Raw genomic sequence first — 19,631 nt, 5'->3', positions numbered from 1 at the left:
GTCAGAATCTGGCGCCGTGCCGGGAAACCTTCCGCCGGAGACGGCGAGCTTCGTCGGCCGCGAGGCCGAACTCGACCGTCTCGACGGCCTGCTGGACCAACGAAGACTGATCACCCTGACCGGGGTGGGCGGGGTCGGCAAGTCCCGACTCGCGCTGCGGGCCGCCGCACGCCCCGGCCGGGCCCGGCCCGACGGGGTCTGGTGGGTCGAGCTCTCCCCGCTGCGCGACCCCGGCCTCCTGACCACCACCCTCGCCCACACCCTCGGCCTGAGCATCGCCGGCGCCCCCCACGCGGGGCAGACGCTGGACGAGGAACTGTGCGCGTGGATGGCCGACAAGACCCTGCTCATCGTCCTCGACACCTGCGAGCACCTGGTCACCCCGGTCCGGCACCTGGTCGGCGAACTCCTGCAGTCCGCACCCGGCCTGACGGTGCTGGTCACCTCCCGCGAGCGGCTGGGCTCCCCCGGCGAGACCGTCGTGGAGGTCCGCCCGCTGCCCTGCGACGGCCCCGACAGCGATGCCCTCGCCCTCTTCCGGTCCCGCGCCCTGGCCGCCGCCCCGCAGACCGCCGCCCTCACCGACCCCGTCCGGGCCGCCCTCGCGGCCGAGGTCTGCCGGCGCCTGGACGGGATCCCGCTCGCGCTGGAGCTGGCCGGGGCCCGGCTGCGGCTGTGGACGCTGGAGCGGATGGCCCAGATGCTGGGGGCGCGCTTCGAGGTGCTCTCCGACACCACCCGTACCACGGCGCCCGCCCGGCACCGGACCCTGCGGACCGCGATCGGCTGGAGCCACGAGCTGTGCGAACCGCTGGAGCGGCTGCTGTGGGCACGGCTGTCGGTGTTCGCCGGCGACTTCGACGTGGCCGCCGCCCGGACGGTGTGCGCCGGCGGACCGCTGCCCGCCGCGCGGGTGGAGCGGCTGCTGGAGGGGCTGGTCGCGAAGTCCGTCGTACGCCGGTCCCGGGAGCGGGGGGCCGGGGCCCGCTACCGGATGCTGGACACCATCCGCGAGTTCGGCCACGACTGGCTGGCCGAGCTGGGCGAGGTACGGGCGGTCGCCGACCGCCACGCCCACTGGTACGCCGCCCTCGCCCGCGCCGCCGAGGAGGGCTGGATGGGGCCGGGCCAGGTGGACTGGTACCGCAGGATGAGCACCGAGCACGCACAGCTGCGCACGGCCCTGGAGCACCTGCTCGGAACGGACCCCGGCGCGGCCCTGGAGATGGCCGGGGACCTGTGGTTCTTCTGGTTCTCCTGCGGCCACCTCCAGGAGGGCCGCGGCTTCCTGGAGCGGGCCCTGGCCCAGGTCCGGCCGACGGGAGCGGCACACGCCCAGGCGCTGTGGGCGCTCGGGCTGACGATGCTGCTCCAGGGCGACATGGGCGCGGCCGGGCTGGCGGGCACCGCCTGCGTACGGGCCGCGGAGGCGATCGGCGACCCGGAGGGGCGGCTGCGCGCCGCCTACCTGCGGTCGGTCTCGCTCCTGATGCCGGGCGACCCGGTGCGGGCGCTCGCGCTGGCGGGGCCCCGGGCGCGGGTGGGCCACGGCGGCCCGGGAAACGGTGCGGGACGGCTGCTGTGCCAGCTGGTGAGCGCGTACGCCCTGTGCGACCTCGGGCGCTTCGAGGAGGCCGCCGAGGAGGCGTGGGGGCTGCGCGAGGCCTGCGTGGAGCTGGGCGAGCGCTGGCTGCGGGCGTACGCGGACTACGTCCTCGCGTTCGCCGCGCTGGGGCTCGGCCGGCACGGGGAGGCCGCGCGGCACGTACGGGCGATGCTCTCGGGCAAGCGGCTGCTGAACGACCGCTTCGGCATCGCCATCGGCCTGGACATGCTCGCGGCGGCGGTGGCGGCCCTGGGCGACGGGGAACTCGCGGCGCGGCTGCTGGGTACCGGGCACGCGTGGTGGCGCACGGTGGGCCGGCCGCAGATGGGCTCCCCCTCGCTGACTGCCCTGCGGGACCAGGGCGAGCGGCAGGCCAGGGCGGCGATCGGCGACGCGGCGTACGAGACCGCGTTCCAGGGCGGTGCGGCGGCGTCCACCGGCTGACGCGCAGCCGGCGGACGCCGTAAGGCGAGGGCTCCCGTCAGTACGGGAGGGGTCTGCCCGACGGTGTGCGCAGATCCAGGTCTCGGGGGGCGGGCTTGGGGACGGGCTTGCGGATCAGCTGCTGGCGCATGCTGCCTCCTCGCTCAGACCAGGGCCGGGCGACGGGGTTCCACCGTCCGGCCTTCGGGGAGCAGTTCCCCGGTGTCGTCGAAGACCACCACGCCGTTGCAGAGCAGGCTCCATCCCTGTTCGGGATGGAAGGCCACGGTGCGGGCAGCGTCACGGTCGGCGCTGTCGGCGGGCGGGCAGGGGGGCTGGTGGGAGCACATGGCGCACCTCCTCGCAGTGTGGGGCGGGAGGGCCGGTGGTCACCCGGTCGATTCCGCGATCCACGGTGGCGGCGAGTATTACCGATCGCCGCACCCGGACGGAACCCGTATTCGAGGTCGAGTTCAGGGTGTGTATGCCCGCTCACCATGCGCTCATGCCCGGTTTCCGGATCTTCTCCGCAGCGGTGGACCCCGCTGCCCCGCAATCCCGGGCCGAACGCCCCCTCAAACCCGGACGATCACCCCAACCCAACCACCCCCACCGCTCCCCCGAGTGGCAGGGATCACACACCCCCGCCACCCCCGGCCCCGTGGAACCGCGGCTAGCGGATGGGCATGCCGGAGAGGGTCCGGGCGATCACCAGGCGCTGGATCTCGCTCGTGCCTTCGAAGATCGTGTAGATCGCCGCATCCCGGTGCATCCGCTCCACCGGGTACTCCCGGGTGAAGCCGTTGCCGCCGAGGATCTGGACGGCCTGCGCGGTGACCTTCTTGGCCACCTCGCTCGCGTAGAGCTTCGACATGGAGCCCTCCGCCGAGGTGAACGGCTTGCCGGCGACCGCCATCCAGGAGGCGCGCCACACCAGCAGCCGGGCCGCGTCGATCTGCGTGCGCATGTCCGCGAGCTGGAAGGCCACGCCCTGGTTGTCGATGATCGGGCGGCCGAACTGGGTACGGGTCCTCGCGTAGTCGAGGGCCACCTCGTAGGCGGCCCGGGCGGTGCCGACCGCCATCGCGCCGACGGCCGGCCGGGAGGCCTCGAAGGTGGCCATGGCCGCGTTCTTCACCCTTTCACCGCCGCCCGCCTTCGCCTTCTCGCGGGCCCGCGCGAGCCGCTCGTCGAGCTTCTCCTTGCCGCCGAGCAGGCAGGAGCCGGGGATCCGCACGTCCTCCAGGACCACCTCCGCGGTGTGCGAGGCGCGGATGCCGTGCTTCTTGAACTTCTGGCCCTGCGAGAGGCCTGCGGTGCCCGGCGGGACGATGAACGAGGCGTGCCCCCTGGTGCCGAGCCCCGGGTCGACGACGGCGACGACGATGTGGACGTTGGCGATGCCGCCGTTGGTGGCCCAGGTCTTGGTGCCGTTCAGCACCCACTCGTCCGCGGCCTGGTCGTAGACGGCCCGGGTGCGCATCGCGCCGACGTCGGAGCCGGCGTCCGGCTCGGAGGAGCAGAAGGCGGCGACCTTCACGTCGTCGGGGGTGCCGTACATCTGCGGGATCCAGGTCCCGATCTGCTCCTCGGTGCCGTTGGCGAGGACGCCGATGGCCGCGAGGCCGGTGCCGACGATCGACAGGGCGATGCCGGCGTCGCCCCAGAAGAGCTCCTCCATCGCCATCGGTATGCCCAGGCCGGTCGGGTCGAAGAACTGCTGGGCGTAGAAGTCCAGCGAGTAGATGCCGACTTTGGCGGCCTCCTGGATGACCGGCCAGGGGGTCTCCTCGCGCTCGTCCCACTCCGCGGCTGCGGGCCGGATCACGTCGGCTGCGAAGCCGTGGATCCAGTCGCGGACCTGCTTCTGGTCGTCGTTGAGCTCCATGGTGAACTCCGCCATGTCCCCTCCAGCTGATCCACACGGCCGTACGGCCCCGCCCGGTAGGCCCGCACCGCGGGTTACTGCCGGTAACATCATCGAGGTCCACAGTCTGTTACCGGCCGGTAAGCACTGTCAAGCGCCGCCGGTTCGTTCGGCACGGTGTGCGGGGTGTTACGTTGCGTGGGCGTCACGCACATCGCAAGGGCGGGGAGAGAAACACGTCATGCAGACCACCCAGGAGGCCGGGGCCTCGGAGCCGGGAGCGGGCGACCGCCGCCGTCGCGAGCTGCTGGAGGCGGCCGACCGCGTCGTCCTCAGGGACGGCCCCAAGGCCTCGATGAACGCCATCGCGGCGGAGGCGGGCATCACCAAGCCCATCCTCTACCGGCACTTCGGCGACAAGGCAGGGCTCTACCAGGCGCTGGCCGTCCGGCACACTGACGCCCTGCTCGACTCGCTGCGGGCCGCGCTCGACGCCCCCGCGGAACGCCGCAGCCGGGTGGAGTCCACCCTCGACACCTACCTGGCCGCCATCGAGGCCCGCCCCCAGGTGTACCGGTTCCTGATGCACCCCGCCGAGGACTCGCAGAGCACCGAGCGGGGCTTCGATGTCGGCCTGCACTCCGCCCCGCTGCTGCGCCGGCTGGGCGAGGAGCTGGCGGAAGTGGTCGGCGAGCGCGTCGATCTCGGCCCGGGCGGCGAACAGCTCGCCCGGATCTGGGGACACGGCATCGTCGGCATGATGCACGCCGCCGGGGACTGGTGGCTCGGCGAACGCCCGTGCGCCCGGGCCGACCTGGTGGCCGGCCTCACCGACCTGCTCTGGGGCCGCCTGGCCACCGCCGGCAACCGCGAGGACGGCCCGGGCTTCTGAGCCGCCCGGGCGCGGCGAGCGGGACGGGCTACCGCTGCCCGGCCGCCCTGCCCCAGGCGGTCTTGCGGATCGCCCGGCGCAGCAACCGGGCGCGCAGACCGGTCACCCGGTCCGCGTAGACGGTGCCGTCGAGGTGGTCGCACTCGTGCTGGAGGCAGCGGGCGAAGAACCCGGTGCCCTCGATCCGCACCGGGGCCCCGTCGGAGGTGACGCCCTCGACGACCGCGCGGTCGAAGCGGGCGGTGCCCGCCTCCAGGCCGGGCAGCGACAGACAGCCCTCGGGGCCGAGGAACTCGTCCCCGTCGGCCTCGACCAGACGCGGGTTGACGACGTGTCCCACGTGGCGGACGTCATCGTCGTCGGGGCAGTCGTAGACGAACACCCGCCGGCCGACCCCGACCTGGTTCGCGGCGAGGCCGACGCCCTGGGCGGCGTACATCGTGGCGAACATGTCCTCGATGAGCCGGTCGAGTTCGGGGCCGAAGTCGGTGACCTCGGCGCAGGCGGAATGGAGCACCGGATCACCCAGCAGGCTCATGGTGCGGACGAGTCCGGTGGTACCGGGGATGGGGCGCTGTCGCATGGCGGTAAGGGTACGACGGGCGAATATATGAGGAGATCCGCGGCGGACCGGGGGCGCCGCGGTCAAGGCTCCGGCCGGTACTGGATAGGCTGGGGCGACCGACGCTAGGAGGACAAAGGACGATGGCAGGCAACACGGAGCCGCTTTCGCCGCGGGCCAAGCTGGCCGTGACGGCGGGCAAGGCCGCGGCGGCGGTGTCGCGGGCCGCGGGACGCGGAAGCGGATCGGTGATCGGTGGCAAGGTCGCACTCAGGCTGGACCCCGATCTCCTCGGCGCGCTGGCTCAGCATCTCGATGTCGTCCTCGTCTCCGCGACGAACGGCAAGACCACGACGACCCGGCTGATCGCCGAGGCCCTGCGGGCCAGCGGCCCGGTCGTCTCGAACGCGCTCGGCGCGAACATGCCGGCGGGCATCACCTCCGCCCTGGCCGGCGGCTCGGACGCCAAGTACGGCGTCATCGAGGTCGACGAGAAGTACCTGGCCGGGGTGGCCCGGGACGTCACGCCCAAGGTGATCGCCCTGCTGAACCTCTCCCGCGACCAGCTGGACCGCGCGGCCGAGACCCGCATGCTCGCCGAGAAGTGGCGCGAGGGGCTCCAGGGCTCCAAGGCGGTCATCGTGGCGAACTGCGACGACCCCCTGATCGTGTGGTCGGCCTCCTCCTCCCAGAGCGTGGTGTGGGTCGCGGCCGGCCAGGAGTGGAAGGACGACGCCTGGTCGTGCCCCTCCTGCGGCGGTGTCATGCAGCGCCCGGGCGACGACTGGTTCTGCGGCGAGTGCGGCTTCCGCCGCCCGACCCCGACCTGGGTGCTCTCCGGCGACCACGTGCTGGACCCGCACGGCTCGGCCTGGCCGATCCACCTCCAGCTGCCGGGCCGCGCCAACAAGGCGAACGCCGCCACCTCGGCCGCCGTGGCGGCCGTGTTCGGCGTGCCCCCGCAGGTCGCGCTGGAGCGCATGTACCAGGTCCAGGCCGTCGCCGGCCGCTACGACGTGGTCTCCTTCCAGGGCCGTGAGCTGCGCCTGCTGCTCGCGAAGAACCCGGCCGGCTGGCTCGAAACGTTTTCGCTGATCGACGGGCCCCCGGCGCCGGTGATCCTCTCGGTGAACGCCCGCGGCGCGGACGGCACCGACACCTCCTGGCTGTGGGACGTGGACTACCCGCGGCTCGCCGGCCACCCGATCTTCGTGATCGGCGACCGCAAGCTGGACCTGGCCGTCCGCCTGGAGGTCGCCGGCCTGGACTTCCGGGTCTGCGAGACCCTCGACGAGGCCGTCCAGCTCGCACCCCCCGGGCAGATCGAGCTGATCGCCAACTACACCGCCTTCCAGGACGTGCGCCGCCGCGTCGGCAACTAGCCACCCATAGAGGACAAGAGCATGAGCGACAACAGCCTGCGTCTGGTGTGGGTCTACCCCGACCTGCTCAGCACGTACGGAGACCAGGGCAACGCCCTCGTGGTGGAGCGCCGGGCGCGCCAGCGCGGCCTGGACGTGCAGCGCGTGGACGTGCGCAGCGACCAGCCCATCCCCACCTCGGGCGACATCTACCTGATCGGCGGCGGTGAGGACCGGCCGCAGCGGCTGGCCGCCGAGCGCCTGCTGCGCGACGGCGGCCTGGAGCGCGCCGTCTCGAACGGGGCGATCGTCTTCTCCGTCTGCGCCGGGTACCAGATCCTCGGCAAGGAGTTCGTCAACGACATGGGCCAGCGCCAGGAGGGGCTGGGCCTGCTGGACGTCGTGACGGTGCGCGGCGAGGGCGAGCGGTGCGTCGGCGACGTGCTCGCCGACATCGACCCGCGGCTGAACCTGCCCCCGCTGACGGGCTTCGAGAACCACCAGGGCGTCACGCACCTGGGCCCGACGGCCAAGCCCTTCGCCCGGACCCGCCTGGGCCGGGGCAACGGCACCGGTGACGGCACCGAGGGCGCGTACAACGACACCGTCTTCGGTACGTACATGCACGGACCCGTGATGGCCCGCAACCCGCTGATCGCGGACCTGCTGCTGAAGCTGGCCCTCGACGTGAACGCGCTGCCGGCCATAGACGACCGCTGGTACGAGGCGCTGCGCGCGGAGCGCATCGCGGCGGCCACGCAGCCCGCGTAGCGCCTTCCGCACCCGTCCGGCCCGGACTCCCCCTCGGGGGGTCCGGGCCGACGTGCTTTCGTACGATCTTCCGCTTGGGAGGTCCTTCCTGTGGACGATGGTTCAGTCCGGCGGGAATCCGCTTGTAGGCTGGCGGTCAGTTCCAACCGGACGACGTGGTCCGGTCGTCGGCCCACGTTGCAAAGGTCTTTCTGCCATGCGCATTGGTGTGCTCACTTCCGGTGGCGACTGCCCCGGCCTCAACGCCGTCATCCGCTCCGTCGTGCACCGCGCCGTCGTCGACCACGGAGACGAGGTCATCGGCTTCCACGACGGCTGGCGCGGCCTGCTGGAGTGCGACTACCGCAAGCTCGACCTGGACTCCGTGGCCGGCATCCTGGCCCGCGGCGGCACGATACTCGGCTCCTCCCGCGTCCAGCCCGCGCACCTGCGCGACGGCGTGGAGCGGGCCAAGGGCCACGTGGCGGACCTCGGCCTGGACGCGATCATCCCGATCGGCGGCGAGGGCACCCTGAAGGCCGCCAACCTGCTCGCGCAGGGCGGCCTGCCCATCGTCGGCGTGCCGAAGACCATCGACAACGACATCTCCTCCACCGACGTGACCTTCGGCTTCGACACCGCCGTCGGCGTGGCCACGGACGCCCTGGACCGCCTGAAGACCACCGCCGAGTCGCACCAGCGCGTGATGGTCGTCGAGGTCATGGGCCGCCACACCGGCTGGATCGCCCTGCACTCGGGCATGGCGGCCGGCGCGCACGCCATCGTGGTGCCGGAGCGCCCGTTCGACATCGCGGAGCTGACGGCCATCGTCGGCGAGCGCTTCTCGGCCGGCAAGCGCTTCGCGATCGTCGTGGTGGCCGAGGGCGCCAAGCCGCGCCCGGGTTCGATGGACTACGAGCAGGGCGGCACCGACCAGTACGGGCACGAGCGCTTCGCCGGCATCGGCAACATCCTCGCCGTGGAGCTGGAGCGGCGCCTGGGCAAGGAGGCCCGTCCGGTCATCCTGGGCCACGTCCAGCGCGGCGGCACGCCGACCGCCTACGACCGGGTCCTGGCCACCCGCTTCGGCTGGCACGCGGTGGAGGCGGCCCACCGGGGCGAGTTCGGCATGCTGACGGCCCTGCGCGGCACGGACATCGTGATGGTCCCCCTCGCGGAGGCCACCTCGACCCTCAAGACGGTCCCGGACGCCCGCTACGACGAGGCCCAGACGGTTCTGTGATGTTCCACCCGTTCTGACCCCTTCGGCCGCCCCCGGACGCGATCGCGTCCGGGGGCGGCACTACTGTGGTGGGGCGCCACAGTCAAGGGAGTGAACAGATGGACCACAGCGGTCACGGCATGGACATGAACATGGACATGAACATGGACCTGCCGCCGTTCACCCTCGGACGCGGTCTGGAGTTCTCCTTCGACGCGTTCTTCCTCTTCGGCTCCCTGCTGGCGCTGGCCCTGTACGGCTGGGGCGTGCTGCGGCTGCGGCGGCGCGGGGACGAGTGGCCGGTGGGCCGGACGGTCGCCTTCGTGACCGGCGTGCTGACGGTCATGCTGGTGATGTGCACCAAGCTGAACGACTACGGCATGGTCATGTTCAGCGTGCACATGGTCCAGCACATGGTGATCAGCATGGTCACCCCGATCCTGGTGCTGCTCGGCGCGCCGGTGACGCTCGCCCTGCGCGCGCTGCCGCCCGCCGCCCGGGGCAGCAAGGGGCCGCGCGAGCTGCTCCTGATGCTGCTGCACAGCCGGTACATGCGGATCATCACGCACCCGGCGTTCACCATCCCGATGTTCATCGCCAGCCTCTACGCCCTGTACTTCACCCCGCTCTTCGACTTCCTGATGCAGAGCAGGGCCGGGCACATCGGCATGATGGTCCACTTCCTCGCCGTCGGCCTGATCTTCTTCTGGCCGATCATGGGCGTGGACCCGGGCCCGCACCGCCCCGGCTATGTGATGCGGATGCTGGAGCTCTTCGCTGGCATGCCCTTCCACGCCTTCTTCGGCATCGCCCTCATGATGGCGAGCGAGCCGATGATCAAGACGTACGCGAACCCGGCGGCCTCCCTGGGCATCGACCCGCTCGACGACCAGCACTGGGGCGGCGGCATCGCCTGGGCCTTCAGCGAGATCCCCTCGGTGCTGGTACTGATCGCCCTGGTCTACCAGTGGTACCACTCGGAGCAGCGGGCGGCGAAGCGCTCGGACCGGGCCGCGGACCGGGACGGCGACAAGGAGCTGGAGGCGTACAACGCCTATCTGGCCTCGCTGCAAGGGCGCGGCCAGTAGCGCAGGAGCCGCTCCGCGCGCCACCATGGGGCATGACCGGATCCGTTAAGGCGATGGCCGTCACGACCCTCGCCGCCCTGGTGGCCGTCTCCACGTACTCCGTGGCCCTCGGCAGCAACGGCTGGCTGTGGTTCGGCTGGGTGGTGCTGGGGCTGGTGACCCTCGGCATGGCCGCCGCGGGCGGCTCCTGAGACCGGCGGGGGCCCGCGCGGCCCCGTTCCTCGCCACCGCATGGCTGATCCGTCCGTGGTCCGACCGTCGGGTGAAGGGAAGCGCCGGGTGTTCTACCAGCTGCTCAAGCACGTCCTGCTCGGTCCGCTGCTGCGGTTGCTGTTCCGGCCGAGGATCGAGGGGCTGGAGAACATCCCCGAGGAGGGGGCCGCGATCATCGCGGGCAACCACCTGTCCTTCTCCGACCACTTCCTGATGCCCGCGATCCTGCGGCGCCGCATCACCTTCCTGGCGAAGGCCGAGTACTTCACCGGGCCCGGGCTCAAGGGCCGGCTGACGGCCGCCTTCTTCCGCAGCGCGGGGCAGATCCCGGTGGACCGCTCCGGCAAGGACGCCGGGCAGGCGGCGCTGCGCGAGGGGCTCGCGGTGCTGGCGAAGGGCGAGCTGCTCGGCATCTACCCGGAGGGCACGCGCTCGCACGACGGGCGGCTGTACAAGGGCAAGGTCGGCGTGGCGGCGATGGCCCTGCAGGCCGGGGTGCCCGTCGTCCCGTGCGCGATGCTCGGGACCTTCGAGATCCAGCCGCCCGGCCAGACCCTCCCGAAGATCCGGCGGGTCACGATCCGCTTCGGCGCCCCGCTGGAGTTCTCCCGGTACGCGGGGATGGAGAACGAACGGGCGGTGCTGCGCGCCGTGACCGACGAGATCATGTACGCGATCCTGAACCTCTCCGGCCAGGAGTACGTCGACCGGTACGCGGCCGAGGTCAAGGCCGCGGAAGAGGAGGAGCGGAAGAAGGCCCGGCGCACGAAGCGCTGAGCCTCCTCCCGCTCAGGGGTCTCCCGGGGTCCTAGCGGACGGCCGGGAGCTCCTCGCGCTTCGCCAGCTCCGAGGCCGGGGCCTGGGCGAGCGACTTCGCGGCGGCCGGGGCCGGCGGCACCGGAGTGGCGTGCGGGCCGCACTTCACGTCCGCGGCGTCGACCTTGCCGGTCAGCAGGTAGGACTCGACCCGCGTGTTGATGCAGGGGTTCACCAGACTGGTGACGCCGTGCGAGCCGGCGTTCTGCTCGGTGATCAGGCGCGAGCCCGCGAGGCGGCGGTGCAGCTCGACGCCGCCCTGGTACGGGGTGGCGGCGTCACGCTCGGACTGGACGATCAGGACCGGGGCGATGTTCTTCGCGCCGACCTCGATCGGGGTGCTCTGCTTGGACTTCCAGGTGGCGCAGGGCAGGTTCATCCAGGCGTTCGACCAGGTCAGGAACGGGTACTTCTGGTGCAGCGCGGTGTTGTCCCGGTCCCACTTGGCCCAGCTGGTCGGCCACTTGGCGTCGGCGCACTCCACCGCGGTGTAGACGGCGTTGCTGTTCTCGGAGGCGGCGTTGCCCTTGGTGTCGGACATGTCCGGGGCGATGGCGTCGATCAGCGGCTTCTCGTCACCGGCGGCCCAGGCGCTGAAGGCCTGCGCGACCGGGACCCACGAGGAGTCGTAGTACGGGGCGCCCTGGAAGAAGCCGATGAGCTCGGCCGGACCGACGACCCCGCCGAGCGGGTTGGCCTTGGCCTGGGCGCGCAGCTGCTGGTACTTGGCCTCGACCTTGGCGCGGGTGTCGCCGAGGTGGAAGGTGGAGTCGTACTTGGCGACCCAGTCCTGCCAGTCGTTCCAGCGGGTCTGGAAGGCGACGTCCTGCTCCAGGTTGGCCTGGTACCAGATGTTGTCGGTGTCGGGGTTGACCACCGAGTCGACGATCATGCGGCGCACGTGGCCCGGGAACAGGGTCGCGTAGACCCCGCCCAGGTAGGTGCCGTAGGAGACGCCGAGGTAGTTCAGCTTCTTCTCGCCGAGGGCGGCCCGGATGACGTCCAGGTCGCGCGCGGTGTTGGTGGTGGTCATGTGCGGCAGCATCTCGCCGCTGCGCTCCTTGCAGCCGTCCGCGTACTCGGCGGCGAGCTTGCGCTGGGCGAGCTTGTCGGCCTCGTTGGACGGGACCGGGTCGGCCTTGGGGGCCTTCACGAACTCCTGCGGGTCGATGCAGGAGATCGGCGCGGAGTGCCCGACGCCGCGGGGGTCGAAGCCCACGAAGTCGTACGCCTTGGAGGTGTTGACCCACAGCGGGCTCTTGGTGGTGACCCGGCGCGGGAAGCGCATGCCGGAACCACCCGGGCCGCCCGGGTTGTAGACGAGGGCGCCCTGGCGCTCTTCCTTGGTGCCCGTGCTGACGGCGCGGTCGACCGCGATGTCGATGGTCTTGCCGAAGGGCTTCGCGTAGTCGAGCGGCACCTTCACCCAGCCGCACTGGATCGGCTTCTCGAAGCCCCAGTCGGCCGGGCAGTCCTTCCAGTCGATGCCGGCGCGCGCGGCGCGGGCGGCGGCGATCTGGGCGCCGACGGCCTCCGCGGGCCCGTTGTCCTTGCGGGCCGGAGCCGCCGAGGCGGACGGGGCGAGCAGCAGGCCCGCCGCGAGCGCGCCGGTGATGAGAGTGGCGGCGCTCCCCAGCGTCGCGTTGCGTATCACGTGGTCGATCCCCCTGGTCATGTGCCGCGTGAGGCGGCCGGGTTGGGTCAGGGGGATCCTTTCGTCTGACGGGTACCTGGCAACAGAGCGAGGTCGAGTTCTTTGCCAACCCGATAACCGGAAACGGGTGTACCGCTGAGCGGTGTCCCATTCGCCCCTGAACCGCCCGTCCTTGACCGCCGGACGCCCGCGCCTCACCAGCCGTACGTCCGGGCCGCCCCCTCCAGCAGCTCGCGCAGCCGCAGCGCGTCCGGGGCCAGGGCCGTCACCAGGACGGCCGGGCCGGCCAGCGGGGTGACCGCCGCGAACTCCCCCAGCACCGCGGCCGGCGGGGGGTCCTGCTCGAACCGCGGGTCCACGACCAGGAGCTGCCCCAGGGTCCGGTGTCCGGCGAGTCCGGCCGGGCCGTCCCAGCCGCCGGGTGCGCCGGGTCCGCAGGACAGTTCCTGGTCCAGCAGCGGGCGGCCGCCCCGGGTGACCGTGAGCCGGCTGCGCAGCAGGCCGGGGGCCTCGCCGGTGCGTCCCAGCACCTGCTCCTCGCGCAGCATCAGCCGCGCGGAGGGGGCCAGTTCCGCGCGGGTGGAGACCCGCAGGTCGCTGCCGCGCACGGAGACGAGGGGCTCCGGCAGCCAGCGCACCGCCGACTCCTCGGCCAGCCTCAGCCGTACGTCGTAGCGCGCGCTCTCCCCGCCCCGGCCGGGCAGGGCCAGGGTGGCGGCCGCCGAGCGCAGGGCGAGCCGGGCGCCCGCTCCGGCCTCGGCCTCCACCGCGAGGCGGTCGCCGCCCAGGGGGGCGCTCATCGCCCCGACCAGCATCACGCCGGCCTCGGGGCCCTCGCTGCGGACCCGGCGCAGGGCGAGCGGGCCGTCCCCGGCCAGCACGGGCAGGGCGGTGCCGCCGCGCCCGTCGGCGGTGGCGGCGATGCGGGCGGTGGCCCGCAGCCCGGCCGGGGCGAGGGGGGCCTCCGCGGGGGGTGCTCCGGTCACCGTACGGCCCAGGCGGCGAGGCGCTCGCGCACCCAGGCGGCCACCGGGGCCACGCCTTCGGCTCCGCGCAGGGACTGGAAGGCGACGGGCAGGTCCCCGCGCTGCTCGGCGGCGTCGCGGGCCATCCGCTCCAGGTCGGAGCCGACGTACGGGGCGAGGTCGGTCTTGTTGACGACGAGCAGGTCGGCGGTGGTGACGCCGGGGCCGCCCTTGCGCGGGATGTCGTCGCCGCCGGCCACGTCGATGACGAAGACCTGGGCGTCGACCAGGCCCCGGGAGAAGGTGGCGGTCAGGTTGTCGCCGCCGGACTCGACGAGGATCAGGTCGAGGGGGCCGACCGCCTCCTCCAGCTCCTCGACGGCCTCCAGGTTGGCGGAGATGTCGTCGCGGATGGCGGTGTGCGGGCAGGCGCCGGTCTCGACCGCGCTGATCCGCTCGGGGGGCAGGACCGCCTCGCGGAGCAGGAACTCGGCGTCCTCCCGGGTGTAGATGTCGTTGGTGACGACGGCCATGGACAGGTCGGCGCGCAGGGCGCGGCAGAGCGCGGCGACGGTTGCGGTCTTGCCGGAGCCGACGGGGCCGCCCAGTCCGATGCGCAGGGCGCGGCGGGTGCCGTCGGCGCGCAGGGGCGCGGCGCTGTGCGTGTGCCGGTGGGGGTACGTCACGTCGTGGTCGAGGTGCACGGCTGGTCTCCTTGGGGATGGTCTGGGGTGGGGGGTGCCCGCGCTCAGGAGGCGAAGAGGCGTACCGCCCAGTCGGCATGTACCTCCGCCGCGATGTCCAGCAGCGGTGAGGAGGCCGCGGGCAGCGCGTCCGTGCCCTGCTCGCGCGCGAGCCCCGCGGCCCGGGCGGCCCGGGCGGCCACCGTGTCGAGCTCGGGGGCCAGGCCGGCCAGGACGGCGCTCGCCTCGAAGGGGTCGAGGCCCAGCAGCCGTACGGTGGCGGTGGCCGGACCGCTGACGCTCTCGTACGCCGCCACGTGGGCGGCGTCCAGGGCGCCGAGCCCGGCGGCCCGCGCGGCGAGGCCGAGCACCACCGGCTGGTGCGCCCCCCGCGGGAAGGCGGCGGCCAGCGCGTCGAGTTCGGCGCAGGGCCAGGTGGCGCGGGCCGCGCGCAGCAGCTGCCGGCCGAGCCGGCGGGCCGCCGCGCGCAGGGCGGGCGAAGGGGTGCGGGCGTCGGCGGCGGCGTCGAGGTCCGCCGGGTCGAGGCCGAGGGCGGCGGCCGCTGCGAGGGCGGCGGCGGTCAGCCCGGCGGTGTGCAGCCTGCCCCGGCAGAACTGGGCCAGGGAGGCGGCGTCGTGGATCCGGCCCGCCTTGCAGGCGGCTTCCGCCCCTCCGGAGTGGGCGTGTCCTCCGGCGGGGAAACGGCCGTCCGCGAGGACGAGCAGCGCGGCGAGGCTCATCGGGAGCGGTCCTCCATCAGAAGAGGAAGTAGCGCTGGGCCATGGGCAGCTCCGCTGCGGGAGCCGGCTCCACCACCTCGCCGTCGATGCTGACGGTGAAGGTGTCGGCGTCGACCTCGACCCTCGGCATGGCATCGTTGTTGCGCATGTCCGTCTTGCCGACCTTGCGGGTGCTCTCGATGGCCGTGAACGCCTTGGTGAGGCCCAGCCGTTCGGGCAGGTGGTCGTCGAGGGCGGCCTGGGAGGTGAAGTTGATCGAGTTCAGGCCGGGTGCGCGGCCGATGGCCCCGTACATGGGCCGGGGCAGGACCGGCTGGGGGGTGGGGATGGAGGCGTTGGCGTCGCCCATCTGCGCGTAGGCGATCTGGCCGCCCTTGACGACGACCTCGGGCTTGACGCCGAAGAAGGCCGGGTTCCACAGCACCAGGTCGGCGAGCTTGCCCACCTCGACCGAGCCGATCTCCTTGGCGAGGCCCTGGGCCACGGCCGGGTTGATCGTGTACTTGGCGACGTAGCGGCGGGCCCGGTGGTTGTCCGCGGGGCCGTCGCCGGGCAGGGGGCCGCGCCGCTTCTTCATCACGTGGGCGGTCTGCCAGGTGCGCAGCACGACCTCACCGACCCGGCCCATGGCCTGGGAGTCGGAGGAGATGATGGAGATGGCCCCGAGGTCGTGGAGCACGTCCTCGGCGGCGATGGTGGAGGGCCGGATGCGGGACTCGGCGAAGGCGAGGTCCTCGGGGACGGCCGGGTTGAGGTGGTGGCAGACCATCAGCATGTCGAGGTGTTCCTCGACGGTGTTGACGGTGTGGGGCCGGGTGGGGTTGGTGGAGCTGGGCAGGATGTTCGGCTCGGAGACCACGGTGATGATGTCGGGGGCGTGACCGCCGCCCGCGCCCTCGGTGTGGTACGAGTGGATGGTCCGCCCGGCGATGGCCGCGAGGGTGTCGCCCACGAAGCCGGCCTCGTTGAGGGTGTCGGTGTGGATGGCGACCTGCGTGCCGGTCTCGTCGGCGACGCTCAGACAGGCGTCGATGACGGCGGGGGTGGCCCCCCAGTCCTCGTGGATCTTGAACCCGAGGGCGCCGCCGCGCAGCTGCGAGTACATGCCCTCGCGGGACATGGTGTTGCCCTTGCCCAGCAGGCCGATGTTGACGGGGTAGTGCTCCAGCGCCGCGAACATCCGGGCCAGGTGCCAGGGTCCGGGGGTGACGGTGGTGGCCTTGGAGCCTTCGGCGGGGCCGGTGCCGCCGCCGACGAGGGTGGTGATGCCGGAGGCGAGGGCCTCGTCGACGACGGTCGGCGAGATGAAGTGGATGTGGGTGTCGATGGCACCGGCCGTGACGATCTTCCCGTTGCCCGCGATGATCTCGGTCTCGGGTCCGATGACCAGGGCCGGGTCCACGCCGTCCATGGTGTCGGGGTTGCCGGCCTTGCCGATGCCGCAGATGCGGCCGTCGCGGATGCCGACGTCGGCCTTGACGATGCCCCAGTGGTCCAGGACGACCACGCCGGTGATCACCGTGTCGGGGGCGCCCTCGGCGCGGGTGGTGCGGGCCTGTCCCATGGACTCCCGGATGACCTTGCCGCCGCCGAAGACGGCCTCGTCGCCGGAGCGGCCGGGGCCTCCGCTGAGGTCCTCCTCGATCTCGACGAAGAGGTCGGTGTCGGCGAGCCGGATCCGGTCGCCCTTGGTGGGGCCGAAGAGGTCGGCGTACGCCTGGCGCGAGATCTCAGCCATCGAGGGGTCCTCCGGTCTCCCCGCGCAGTCCGGGCACGGTGCGCAGCCCGCCGAGCGGCACGAGTTCCACGGCGACCGGGATGCCCGGTTCGAAGCGGACGGCGGTGCCGGCGGCGATGTTCAGGCGCAGGCCGTGCGCGGCCCGCCGGTCGAAGTCGAGGCCGGGGTTGGCTTCGGAGAAGTGGTAGTGGGAGCCGACCTGGACGGGCCGGTCGGCTGCGTTGAGCACGGTGAGGCGGGTGACGGGGCGGCCTTCGTTGAGGCGCACGCTGCCGTCCCCGAAGGCGATTTCGCCGGGGATCATGAAGGTTGTCCCCTTCAGACGATCGGGTCGTGGACGGTGACGAGCTTGGTGCCGTCGGGGAAGGTCGCCTCGACCTGGACGTCGTGGATCATCTCGGGGATCCCCTCCATGACCTCGTCGCGGGTGAGCACCTTGCGCCCGGACTCCATGAGTTCGGCCACGGTCCGGCCGTCGCGGGCCCCTTCGAGGAGGTGGGAGGTGATCAGGGCGACGGCCTCGGGGTGGTTGAGGAGGACCCCGCGCGCCCTGCGCTTCTCGGCCACGTCGGCGGCGACGTGGATCATCAGTCTCTCTTGTTCGTGGGGTGTCAACTGCACCTGTATCACCAAGCTTCCGGGACAAGATCTCATCGCGCCGTGGCGAACCGTACCGGTCGTCAACACTTTGTTGACCTGCGTATATCCATGCCAAGCATGTCTTGCCCAACGCAGAGCGAGGCTTTCCGTCCCGATCACCGCCGCTTTACCGGCCCATGGGCGGCCATTGGCGAACGGCCGCGGAACACACCGTAGGGGCGGCACTTTTCCGCCCGGTTAACCCACGTTTCCGGGAGGCACCCGGTTCACCCCGTCGGGCGGTGCGTCGGCGGGTTCGTCATACGATCACCGGCTCCGGACCGCGTCAGCGGCCCCCGACGGTGCCCGCGGCCGCTCCGGCCGGCCAGGGCAGCGAGATCCACACCGTCTTGCCGCCGTCCTCGGTGGGGCTGACCGAGAGCCGGCCGCCGGCCTCCGCCGCCAGCCAGCGGATGATGACCATGCCCCGGCCGTTGTCCTGCTGTACGGCGGCGGGCAGCCGCCTGGGCCAGCGCGGGTGACTGTCGGTCACCCCGACGCGCAGCCATTCCTCGCGCTCCAGGCGCAGGTCGACGGTGAAGGTGGGCGACTGCCCGAAGGTGTGCTGGACGGAGTTGGTCGCGAGCTCCGAGACGACCAGTCGTACGGTGTCCGCGGTGTCGGCACCCTCGGGCAGTCCCCACTCGTCCAGCACCTGGGCGACGTAGCGGCGGGCGGCGGCGACCGAGACCGGGTCGCTCGGCAGGGTGACGGATGCTTCCAGCTGATCTGCCATGGCGACGTCCCTTTCCCACCGGGACGGAGCCGCCCCGGATCTGCGCTGAGCGCCAGAGTGCCACCCATCGTGCCGCCGTTTCCGCCGTTCCCCCAAGATATGCATATATCTGTCGCCCAATGCGGTGAACTCTGCTACGGAAGAGCGTATTTGGACGGCAGACTGGTGCGAGCTGTGCCGGTGGAAGGAGAGCGGGTATGCAGCACGGCCCCGCGGTGCGCCGGCGCAAGCTCGGTGAGGAACTGCGCGCACTGCGCGACCGTACCGGGCTCACGAGCGGCGAGGTGGCCCGGATCGTGGGCTGGCACCAGTCGAAGGTCAGCCGTATCGAGACCGGCCGCAGTGGCGTGAAGACGCAGGACATCCGGCTGCTGCTGGACGCCTACGGCGACGTGGTGGGCCCCCAGCAACGCGCTCTGCTGGAGGCCCTGGGCGCCTCGGCGGCCGGCCCCGCGGCGGGGGGCGACGAGGCGCGGGGGCGGCAGTGGTGGCACGACTACCGGGGCCTGCTCCCGCAGGAGTACCGGGACTTCATCAGCCTGGAGGCCGGGGCGCGCTCGGCGCGGACGGTGGAACTCTCCGTGGTGCCGGGCCTGTTGCAGACCGCCGACTACGCCCGGGCCGTCACCCGGGCCGCGCTGGGCGGGCTGCCGGAGCCGAAGGTGGACGCGCTGGTCGACGTCCGGCTGGCCCGGCAGGCGGTGCTGCGGGCCGATCCGCCGTTGGAGCTGAGCGCCGTACTGGACGAGGCGGTACTGCGCCGGCAGATCGGCGGGCCGGGGGTGATGCGGGAGCAGCTGCGGCACCTGGCGGAGGTGGCACGGCTGCCCCAAGTACACCTCCAGGTGCTGCCGTTCACCGTGGGGGGTCATCTCGGCCTGACCGGACCGTTCGTCATCTTCTCATTTCCGAACATCGCCGATCTGGATGTGGTGGTACTCGACCATTTGACGAGTAGCCTCTATCTGGAGCGGAAGGAAGACCTTGAGGCGTACAGCGCCGCGTTCCGCGCGATCCAGGCGCACGCCCTCCCGCCCCGTGACTCGTCGGACCTCATCAGCTCACTCGCTGACGACGCGTAAGGAGGCACCCCCGTGTCCGCAACCCCCTTATCCCCCGGCGGACTTCTGAACAGTGCACGGTGGCGGCGGAGCAGCCGCAGCACCGGCATGAACAACTGCGTGGAAGCGGCCGCCCTGACCGGCGGCCTGCTGGCCGTCCGCGACTCCAAGCGGACGGACGGGCCGGCCGTGCTCTTCACCGGGCCGGCCTGGGACGGCTTCCTCGCCTCCGTACGGGCGGACGTGCGCGTGTGACGTCCTACCGCTGAACCGGCTCCGTGGCCCCGGGCGGTGCGGTCCGCAGGACCGTCCCGACGGCCCGGGCGATCTCGTCCCCCGTGAGATCGGCCCGGGCGGTCAGCCGCAGCCGGGAGATGCCGTCCGGCACCGACGGCGGACGGAAGCACCCCACGGACAGTCCCTCCTCGCGGCAGTCGGCGGCCCAGCGCAGTGCCGCCGCGGCCGACGGGGCCCGCACCGACACCACGGCCGCGGGGGGGGGGGGGGGGGGGGGGGGGGGGGGGGGGGGGGGGGCGGGCGGGGGGGGGGGGGGGTTTTTTTTTTTTTTTTTTGCGCCTTTCTATTTTTTTTTTTTTTTTTTTTTGTTTTTTTTTT

At 72.4% G+C, this 19,631-nt stretch carries 21 protein-coding genes and 1 pseudogene; 10 read left to right on the top strand and 12 right to left on the bottom strand.

Going from position 1 to position 19,631, the window contains the following annotated elements:
* Positions 1 to 16 precede the first annotated feature (16 nt).
* A complete protein-coding gene (locus WDV06_RS24595; protein WP_395511944.1) occupies positions 17 to 2,050 on the top strand; it encodes an ATP-binding protein in 2,034 nt (677 codons plus the stop codon).
* A 143-nt stretch (positions 2,051 to 2,193) separates the two neighbouring features.
* On the opposite strand, the gene WDV06_RS24590 is transcribed toward WDV06_RS24595, so the two are convergent.
* Positions 2,194 to 2,379, bottom strand: coding sequence for a DUF5999 family protein (locus tag WDV06_RS24590; protein WP_042809879.1), 186 nt, complete (start codon positions 2,377 to 2,379; stop codon positions 2,194 to 2,196).
* A gap of 323 nt (positions 2,380 to 2,702) precedes the next feature.
* Positions 2,703 to 3,932, bottom strand: a complete 1,230-nt coding sequence (locus WDV06_RS24585) for an acyl-CoA dehydrogenase family protein (protein ID WP_395511943.1) — start codon at positions 3,930 to 3,932, stop codon at positions 2,703 to 2,705.
* A 205-nt stretch (positions 3,933 to 4,137) separates the two neighbouring features.
* On the opposite strand from WDV06_RS24585, the gene WDV06_RS24580 reads away from it, so the two are divergent.
* The gene (locus WDV06_RS24580) at positions 4,138 to 4,788 is read left to right on the top strand and encodes a TetR/AcrR family transcriptional regulator (RefSeq protein WP_395511942.1); all 651 of its coding nucleotides are present in this window, start codon (positions 4,138 to 4,140) and stop codon (positions 4,786 to 4,788) included.
* Positions 4,789 to 4,816: 28 nt separating this feature from the next.
* Here WDV06_RS24580 and def read toward each other — a convergent pair whose 3' ends face one another.
* Positions 4,817 to 5,371, bottom strand: coding sequence for a peptide deformylase (def, locus tag WDV06_RS24575; RefSeq protein WP_395511941.1), 555 nt, complete (start codon positions 5,369 to 5,371; stop codon positions 4,817 to 4,819).
* 122 nt (positions 5,372 to 5,493) lie between these two features.
* Between def and WDV06_RS24570 the strand changes: the two genes are divergently transcribed.
* The 6 genes from WDV06_RS24570 to WDV06_RS24545 all read left to right on the top strand — a co-directional run bounded on the left by WDV06_RS24570 (position 5,494) and on the right by WDV06_RS24545 (position 10,761).
* A complete protein-coding gene (locus tag WDV06_RS24570) occupies positions 5,494 to 6,732 on the top strand; it encodes a MurT ligase domain-containing protein (protein ID WP_395511940.1) in 1,239 nt (412 codons plus the stop codon).
* 21 nt (positions 6,733 to 6,753) lie between these two features.
* Complete coding sequence (locus tag WDV06_RS24565; protein ID WP_079424681.1) at positions 6,754 to 7,482, top strand: type 1 glutamine amidotransferase; 729 nt, start codon at positions 6,754 to 6,756, stop codon at positions 7,480 to 7,482.
* Positions 7,483 to 7,678: 196 nt separating this feature from the next.
* Positions 7,679 to 8,704, top strand: a complete 1,026-nt coding sequence (locus WDV06_RS24560; protein ID WP_395511939.1) for a 6-phosphofructokinase — start codon at positions 7,679 to 7,681, stop codon at positions 8,702 to 8,704.
* 98 nt (positions 8,705 to 8,802) lie between these two features.
* On the top strand, positions 8,803 to 9,771 hold the full coding sequence (locus WDV06_RS24555; RefSeq protein WP_395511938.1) for a cytochrome c oxidase assembly protein: 969 nt from the start codon (positions 8,803 to 8,805) through the stop codon (positions 9,769 to 9,771).
* A 32-nt stretch (positions 9,772 to 9,803) separates the two neighbouring features.
* On the top strand, positions 9,804 to 9,962 hold the full coding sequence (locus WDV06_RS24550) for a hypothetical protein (RefSeq protein ID WP_395511937.1): 159 nt from the start codon (positions 9,804 to 9,806) through the stop codon (positions 9,960 to 9,962).
* An 88-nt stretch (positions 9,963 to 10,050) separates the two neighbouring features.
* Complete coding sequence (locus WDV06_RS24545) at positions 10,051 to 10,761, top strand: lysophospholipid acyltransferase family protein (protein ID WP_395511936.1); 711 nt, start codon at positions 10,051 to 10,053, stop codon at positions 10,759 to 10,761.
* 31 nt (positions 10,762 to 10,792) lie between these two features.
* On the opposite strand, the gene WDV06_RS24540 is transcribed toward WDV06_RS24545, so the two are convergent.
* The 8 genes from WDV06_RS24540 to WDV06_RS24505 form a co-directional block, all read right to left on the bottom strand.
* Entirely contained in the window at positions 10,793 to 12,454 is a 1,662-nt protein-coding gene (locus WDV06_RS24540) for an alpha/beta hydrolase (RefSeq protein WP_395511935.1), read from the bottom strand.
* Positions 12,455 to 12,648: 194 nt separating this feature from the next.
* Positions 12,649 to 13,440, bottom strand: coding sequence for an urease accessory protein UreD (locus WDV06_RS24535; RefSeq protein WP_395511934.1), 792 nt, complete (start codon positions 13,438 to 13,440; stop codon positions 12,649 to 12,651).
* A complete protein-coding gene (gene ureG / locus WDV06_RS24530) occupies positions 13,437 to 14,123 on the bottom strand; it encodes an urease accessory protein UreG (RefSeq protein ID WP_395511933.1) in 687 nt (228 codons plus the stop codon). Before ureG ends, WDV06_RS24535 begins: the two co-directional genes overlap by 4 nt.
* A 44-nt stretch (positions 14,124 to 14,167) precedes the next feature.
* Positions 14,168 to 14,842 (bottom strand): urease accessory protein UreF, encoded by a 675-nt coding sequence (locus tag WDV06_RS24525; protein WP_395511932.1) that lies wholly within the window; start codon positions 14,840 to 14,842, stop codon positions 14,168 to 14,170.
* Positions 14,843 to 14,858: 16 nt separating this feature from the next.
* Positions 14,859 to 16,580, bottom strand: coding sequence for an urease subunit alpha (locus WDV06_RS24520; RefSeq protein WP_395511931.1), 1,722 nt, complete (start codon positions 16,578 to 16,580; stop codon positions 14,859 to 14,861).
* Positions 16,573 to 16,884, bottom strand: a complete 312-nt coding sequence (locus WDV06_RS24515; protein ID WP_395511930.1) for an urease subunit beta — start codon at positions 16,882 to 16,884, stop codon at positions 16,573 to 16,575. The genes WDV06_RS24520 and WDV06_RS24515 overlap by 8 nt, the downstream gene beginning before the upstream one ends.
* Before the next feature lie 14 nt (positions 16,885 to 16,898).
* Positions 16,899 to 17,201, bottom strand: coding sequence for an urease subunit gamma (locus WDV06_RS24510; RefSeq protein WP_395511929.1), 303 nt, complete (start codon positions 17,199 to 17,201; stop codon positions 16,899 to 16,901).
* A 304-nt stretch (positions 17,202 to 17,505) separates the two neighbouring features.
* A complete protein-coding gene (locus WDV06_RS24505; RefSeq protein ID WP_395511928.1) occupies positions 17,506 to 17,955 on the bottom strand; it encodes an ATP-binding protein in 450 nt (149 codons plus the stop codon).
* Between the two features lie 197 nt (positions 17,956 to 18,152).
* Here WDV06_RS24505 and WDV06_RS24500 point away from each other — a divergent pair, with 197 nt between their 5' ends.
* Positions 18,153 to 19,037 (top strand): helix-turn-helix domain-containing protein, encoded by an 885-nt coding sequence (locus tag WDV06_RS24500; protein ID WP_395511927.1) that lies wholly within the window; start codon positions 18,153 to 18,155, stop codon positions 19,035 to 19,037.
* A gap of 12 nt (positions 19,038 to 19,049) precedes the next feature.
* The gene (locus tag WDV06_RS24495) at positions 19,050 to 19,271 is read left to right on the top strand and encodes a DUF397 domain-containing protein (protein ID WP_395511926.1); all 222 of its coding nucleotides are present in this window, start codon (positions 19,050 to 19,052) and stop codon (positions 19,269 to 19,271) included.
* A gap of 4 nt (positions 19,272 to 19,275) precedes the next feature.
* On the opposite strand, the pseudogene WDV06_RS24490 reads toward WDV06_RS24495, so the two are convergent.
* Positions 19,276 to 19,515 (bottom strand): annotated as a pseudogene (locus WDV06_RS24490) (8-amino-7-oxononanoate synthase); the annotation flags it as partial.
* Positions 19,516 to 19,631: the final 116 nt, after the last annotated feature.

It is taken from the genome of Streptomyces racemochromogenes (assembly GCF_044129415.1).
In the GTDB taxonomy this organism is placed as follows: domain Bacteria; phylum Actinomycetota; class Actinomycetes; order Streptomycetales; family Streptomycetaceae; genus Streptomyces; species Streptomyces racemochromogenes_A.
This window is presented reverse-complemented; position numbering and strand designations above follow the sequence as displayed.

Excerpts from the sequence above, each read along its gene's own strand:
- WDV06_RS24560 (WP_395511939.1), top strand. The coding sequence starts at position 7,679 with ATGCGCATTGGTGTGCTCACTTCCGGTGGCGACTGCCCCGGCCTCAAC.
- WDV06_RS24580 (WP_395511942.1), top strand. The coding sequence starts at position 4,138 with ATGCAGACCACCCAGGAGGCCGGGGCCTCGGAGCCGGGAGCGGGCGAC.
- WDV06_RS24525 (WP_395511932.1), bottom strand. The coding sequence starts at position 14,842 with ATGAGCCTCGCCGCGCTGCTCGTCCTCGCGGACGGCCGTTTCCCCGCC.
- WDV06_RS24520 (WP_395511931.1), bottom strand. The coding sequence starts at position 16,580 with ATGGCTGAGATCTCGCGCCAGGCGTACGCCGACCTCTTCGGCCCCACC.
- WDV06_RS24500 (WP_395511927.1), top strand. The coding sequence starts at position 18,153 with ATGCAGCACGGCCCCGCGGTGCGCCGGCGCAAGCTCGGTGAGGAACTG.
- WDV06_RS24505 (WP_395511928.1), bottom strand. The coding sequence starts at position 17,955 with ATGGCAGATCAGCTGGAAGCATCCGTCACCCTGCCGAGCGACCCGGTC.
- def (WP_395511941.1), bottom strand. The coding sequence starts at position 5,371 with ATGCGACAGCGCCCCATCCCCGGTACCACCGGACTCGTCCGCACCATG.
- WDV06_RS24570 (WP_395511940.1), top strand. The coding sequence starts at position 5,494 with ATGGCAGGCAACACGGAGCCGCTTTCGCCGCGGGCCAAGCTGGCCGTG.
- WDV06_RS24590 (WP_042809879.1), bottom strand. The coding sequence starts at position 2,379 with ATGTGCTCCCACCAGCCCCCCTGCCCGCCCGCCGACAGCGCCGACCGT.
- WDV06_RS24515 (WP_395511930.1), bottom strand. The coding sequence starts at position 16,884 with ATGATCCCCGGCGAAATCGCCTTCGGGGACGGCAGCGTGCGCCTCAAC.
- WDV06_RS24550 (WP_395511937.1), top strand. The coding sequence starts at position 9,804 with ATGACCGGATCCGTTAAGGCGATGGCCGTCACGACCCTCGCCGCCCTG.
- WDV06_RS24585 (WP_395511943.1), bottom strand. The coding sequence starts at position 3,932 with ATGGCGGAGTTCACCATGGAGCTCAACGACGACCAGAAGCAGGTCCGC.
- WDV06_RS24565 (WP_079424681.1), top strand. The coding sequence starts at position 6,754 with ATGAGCGACAACAGCCTGCGTCTGGTGTGGGTCTACCCCGACCTGCTC.
- WDV06_RS24555 (WP_395511938.1), top strand. The coding sequence starts at position 8,803 with ATGGACCACAGCGGTCACGGCATGGACATGAACATGGACATGAACATG.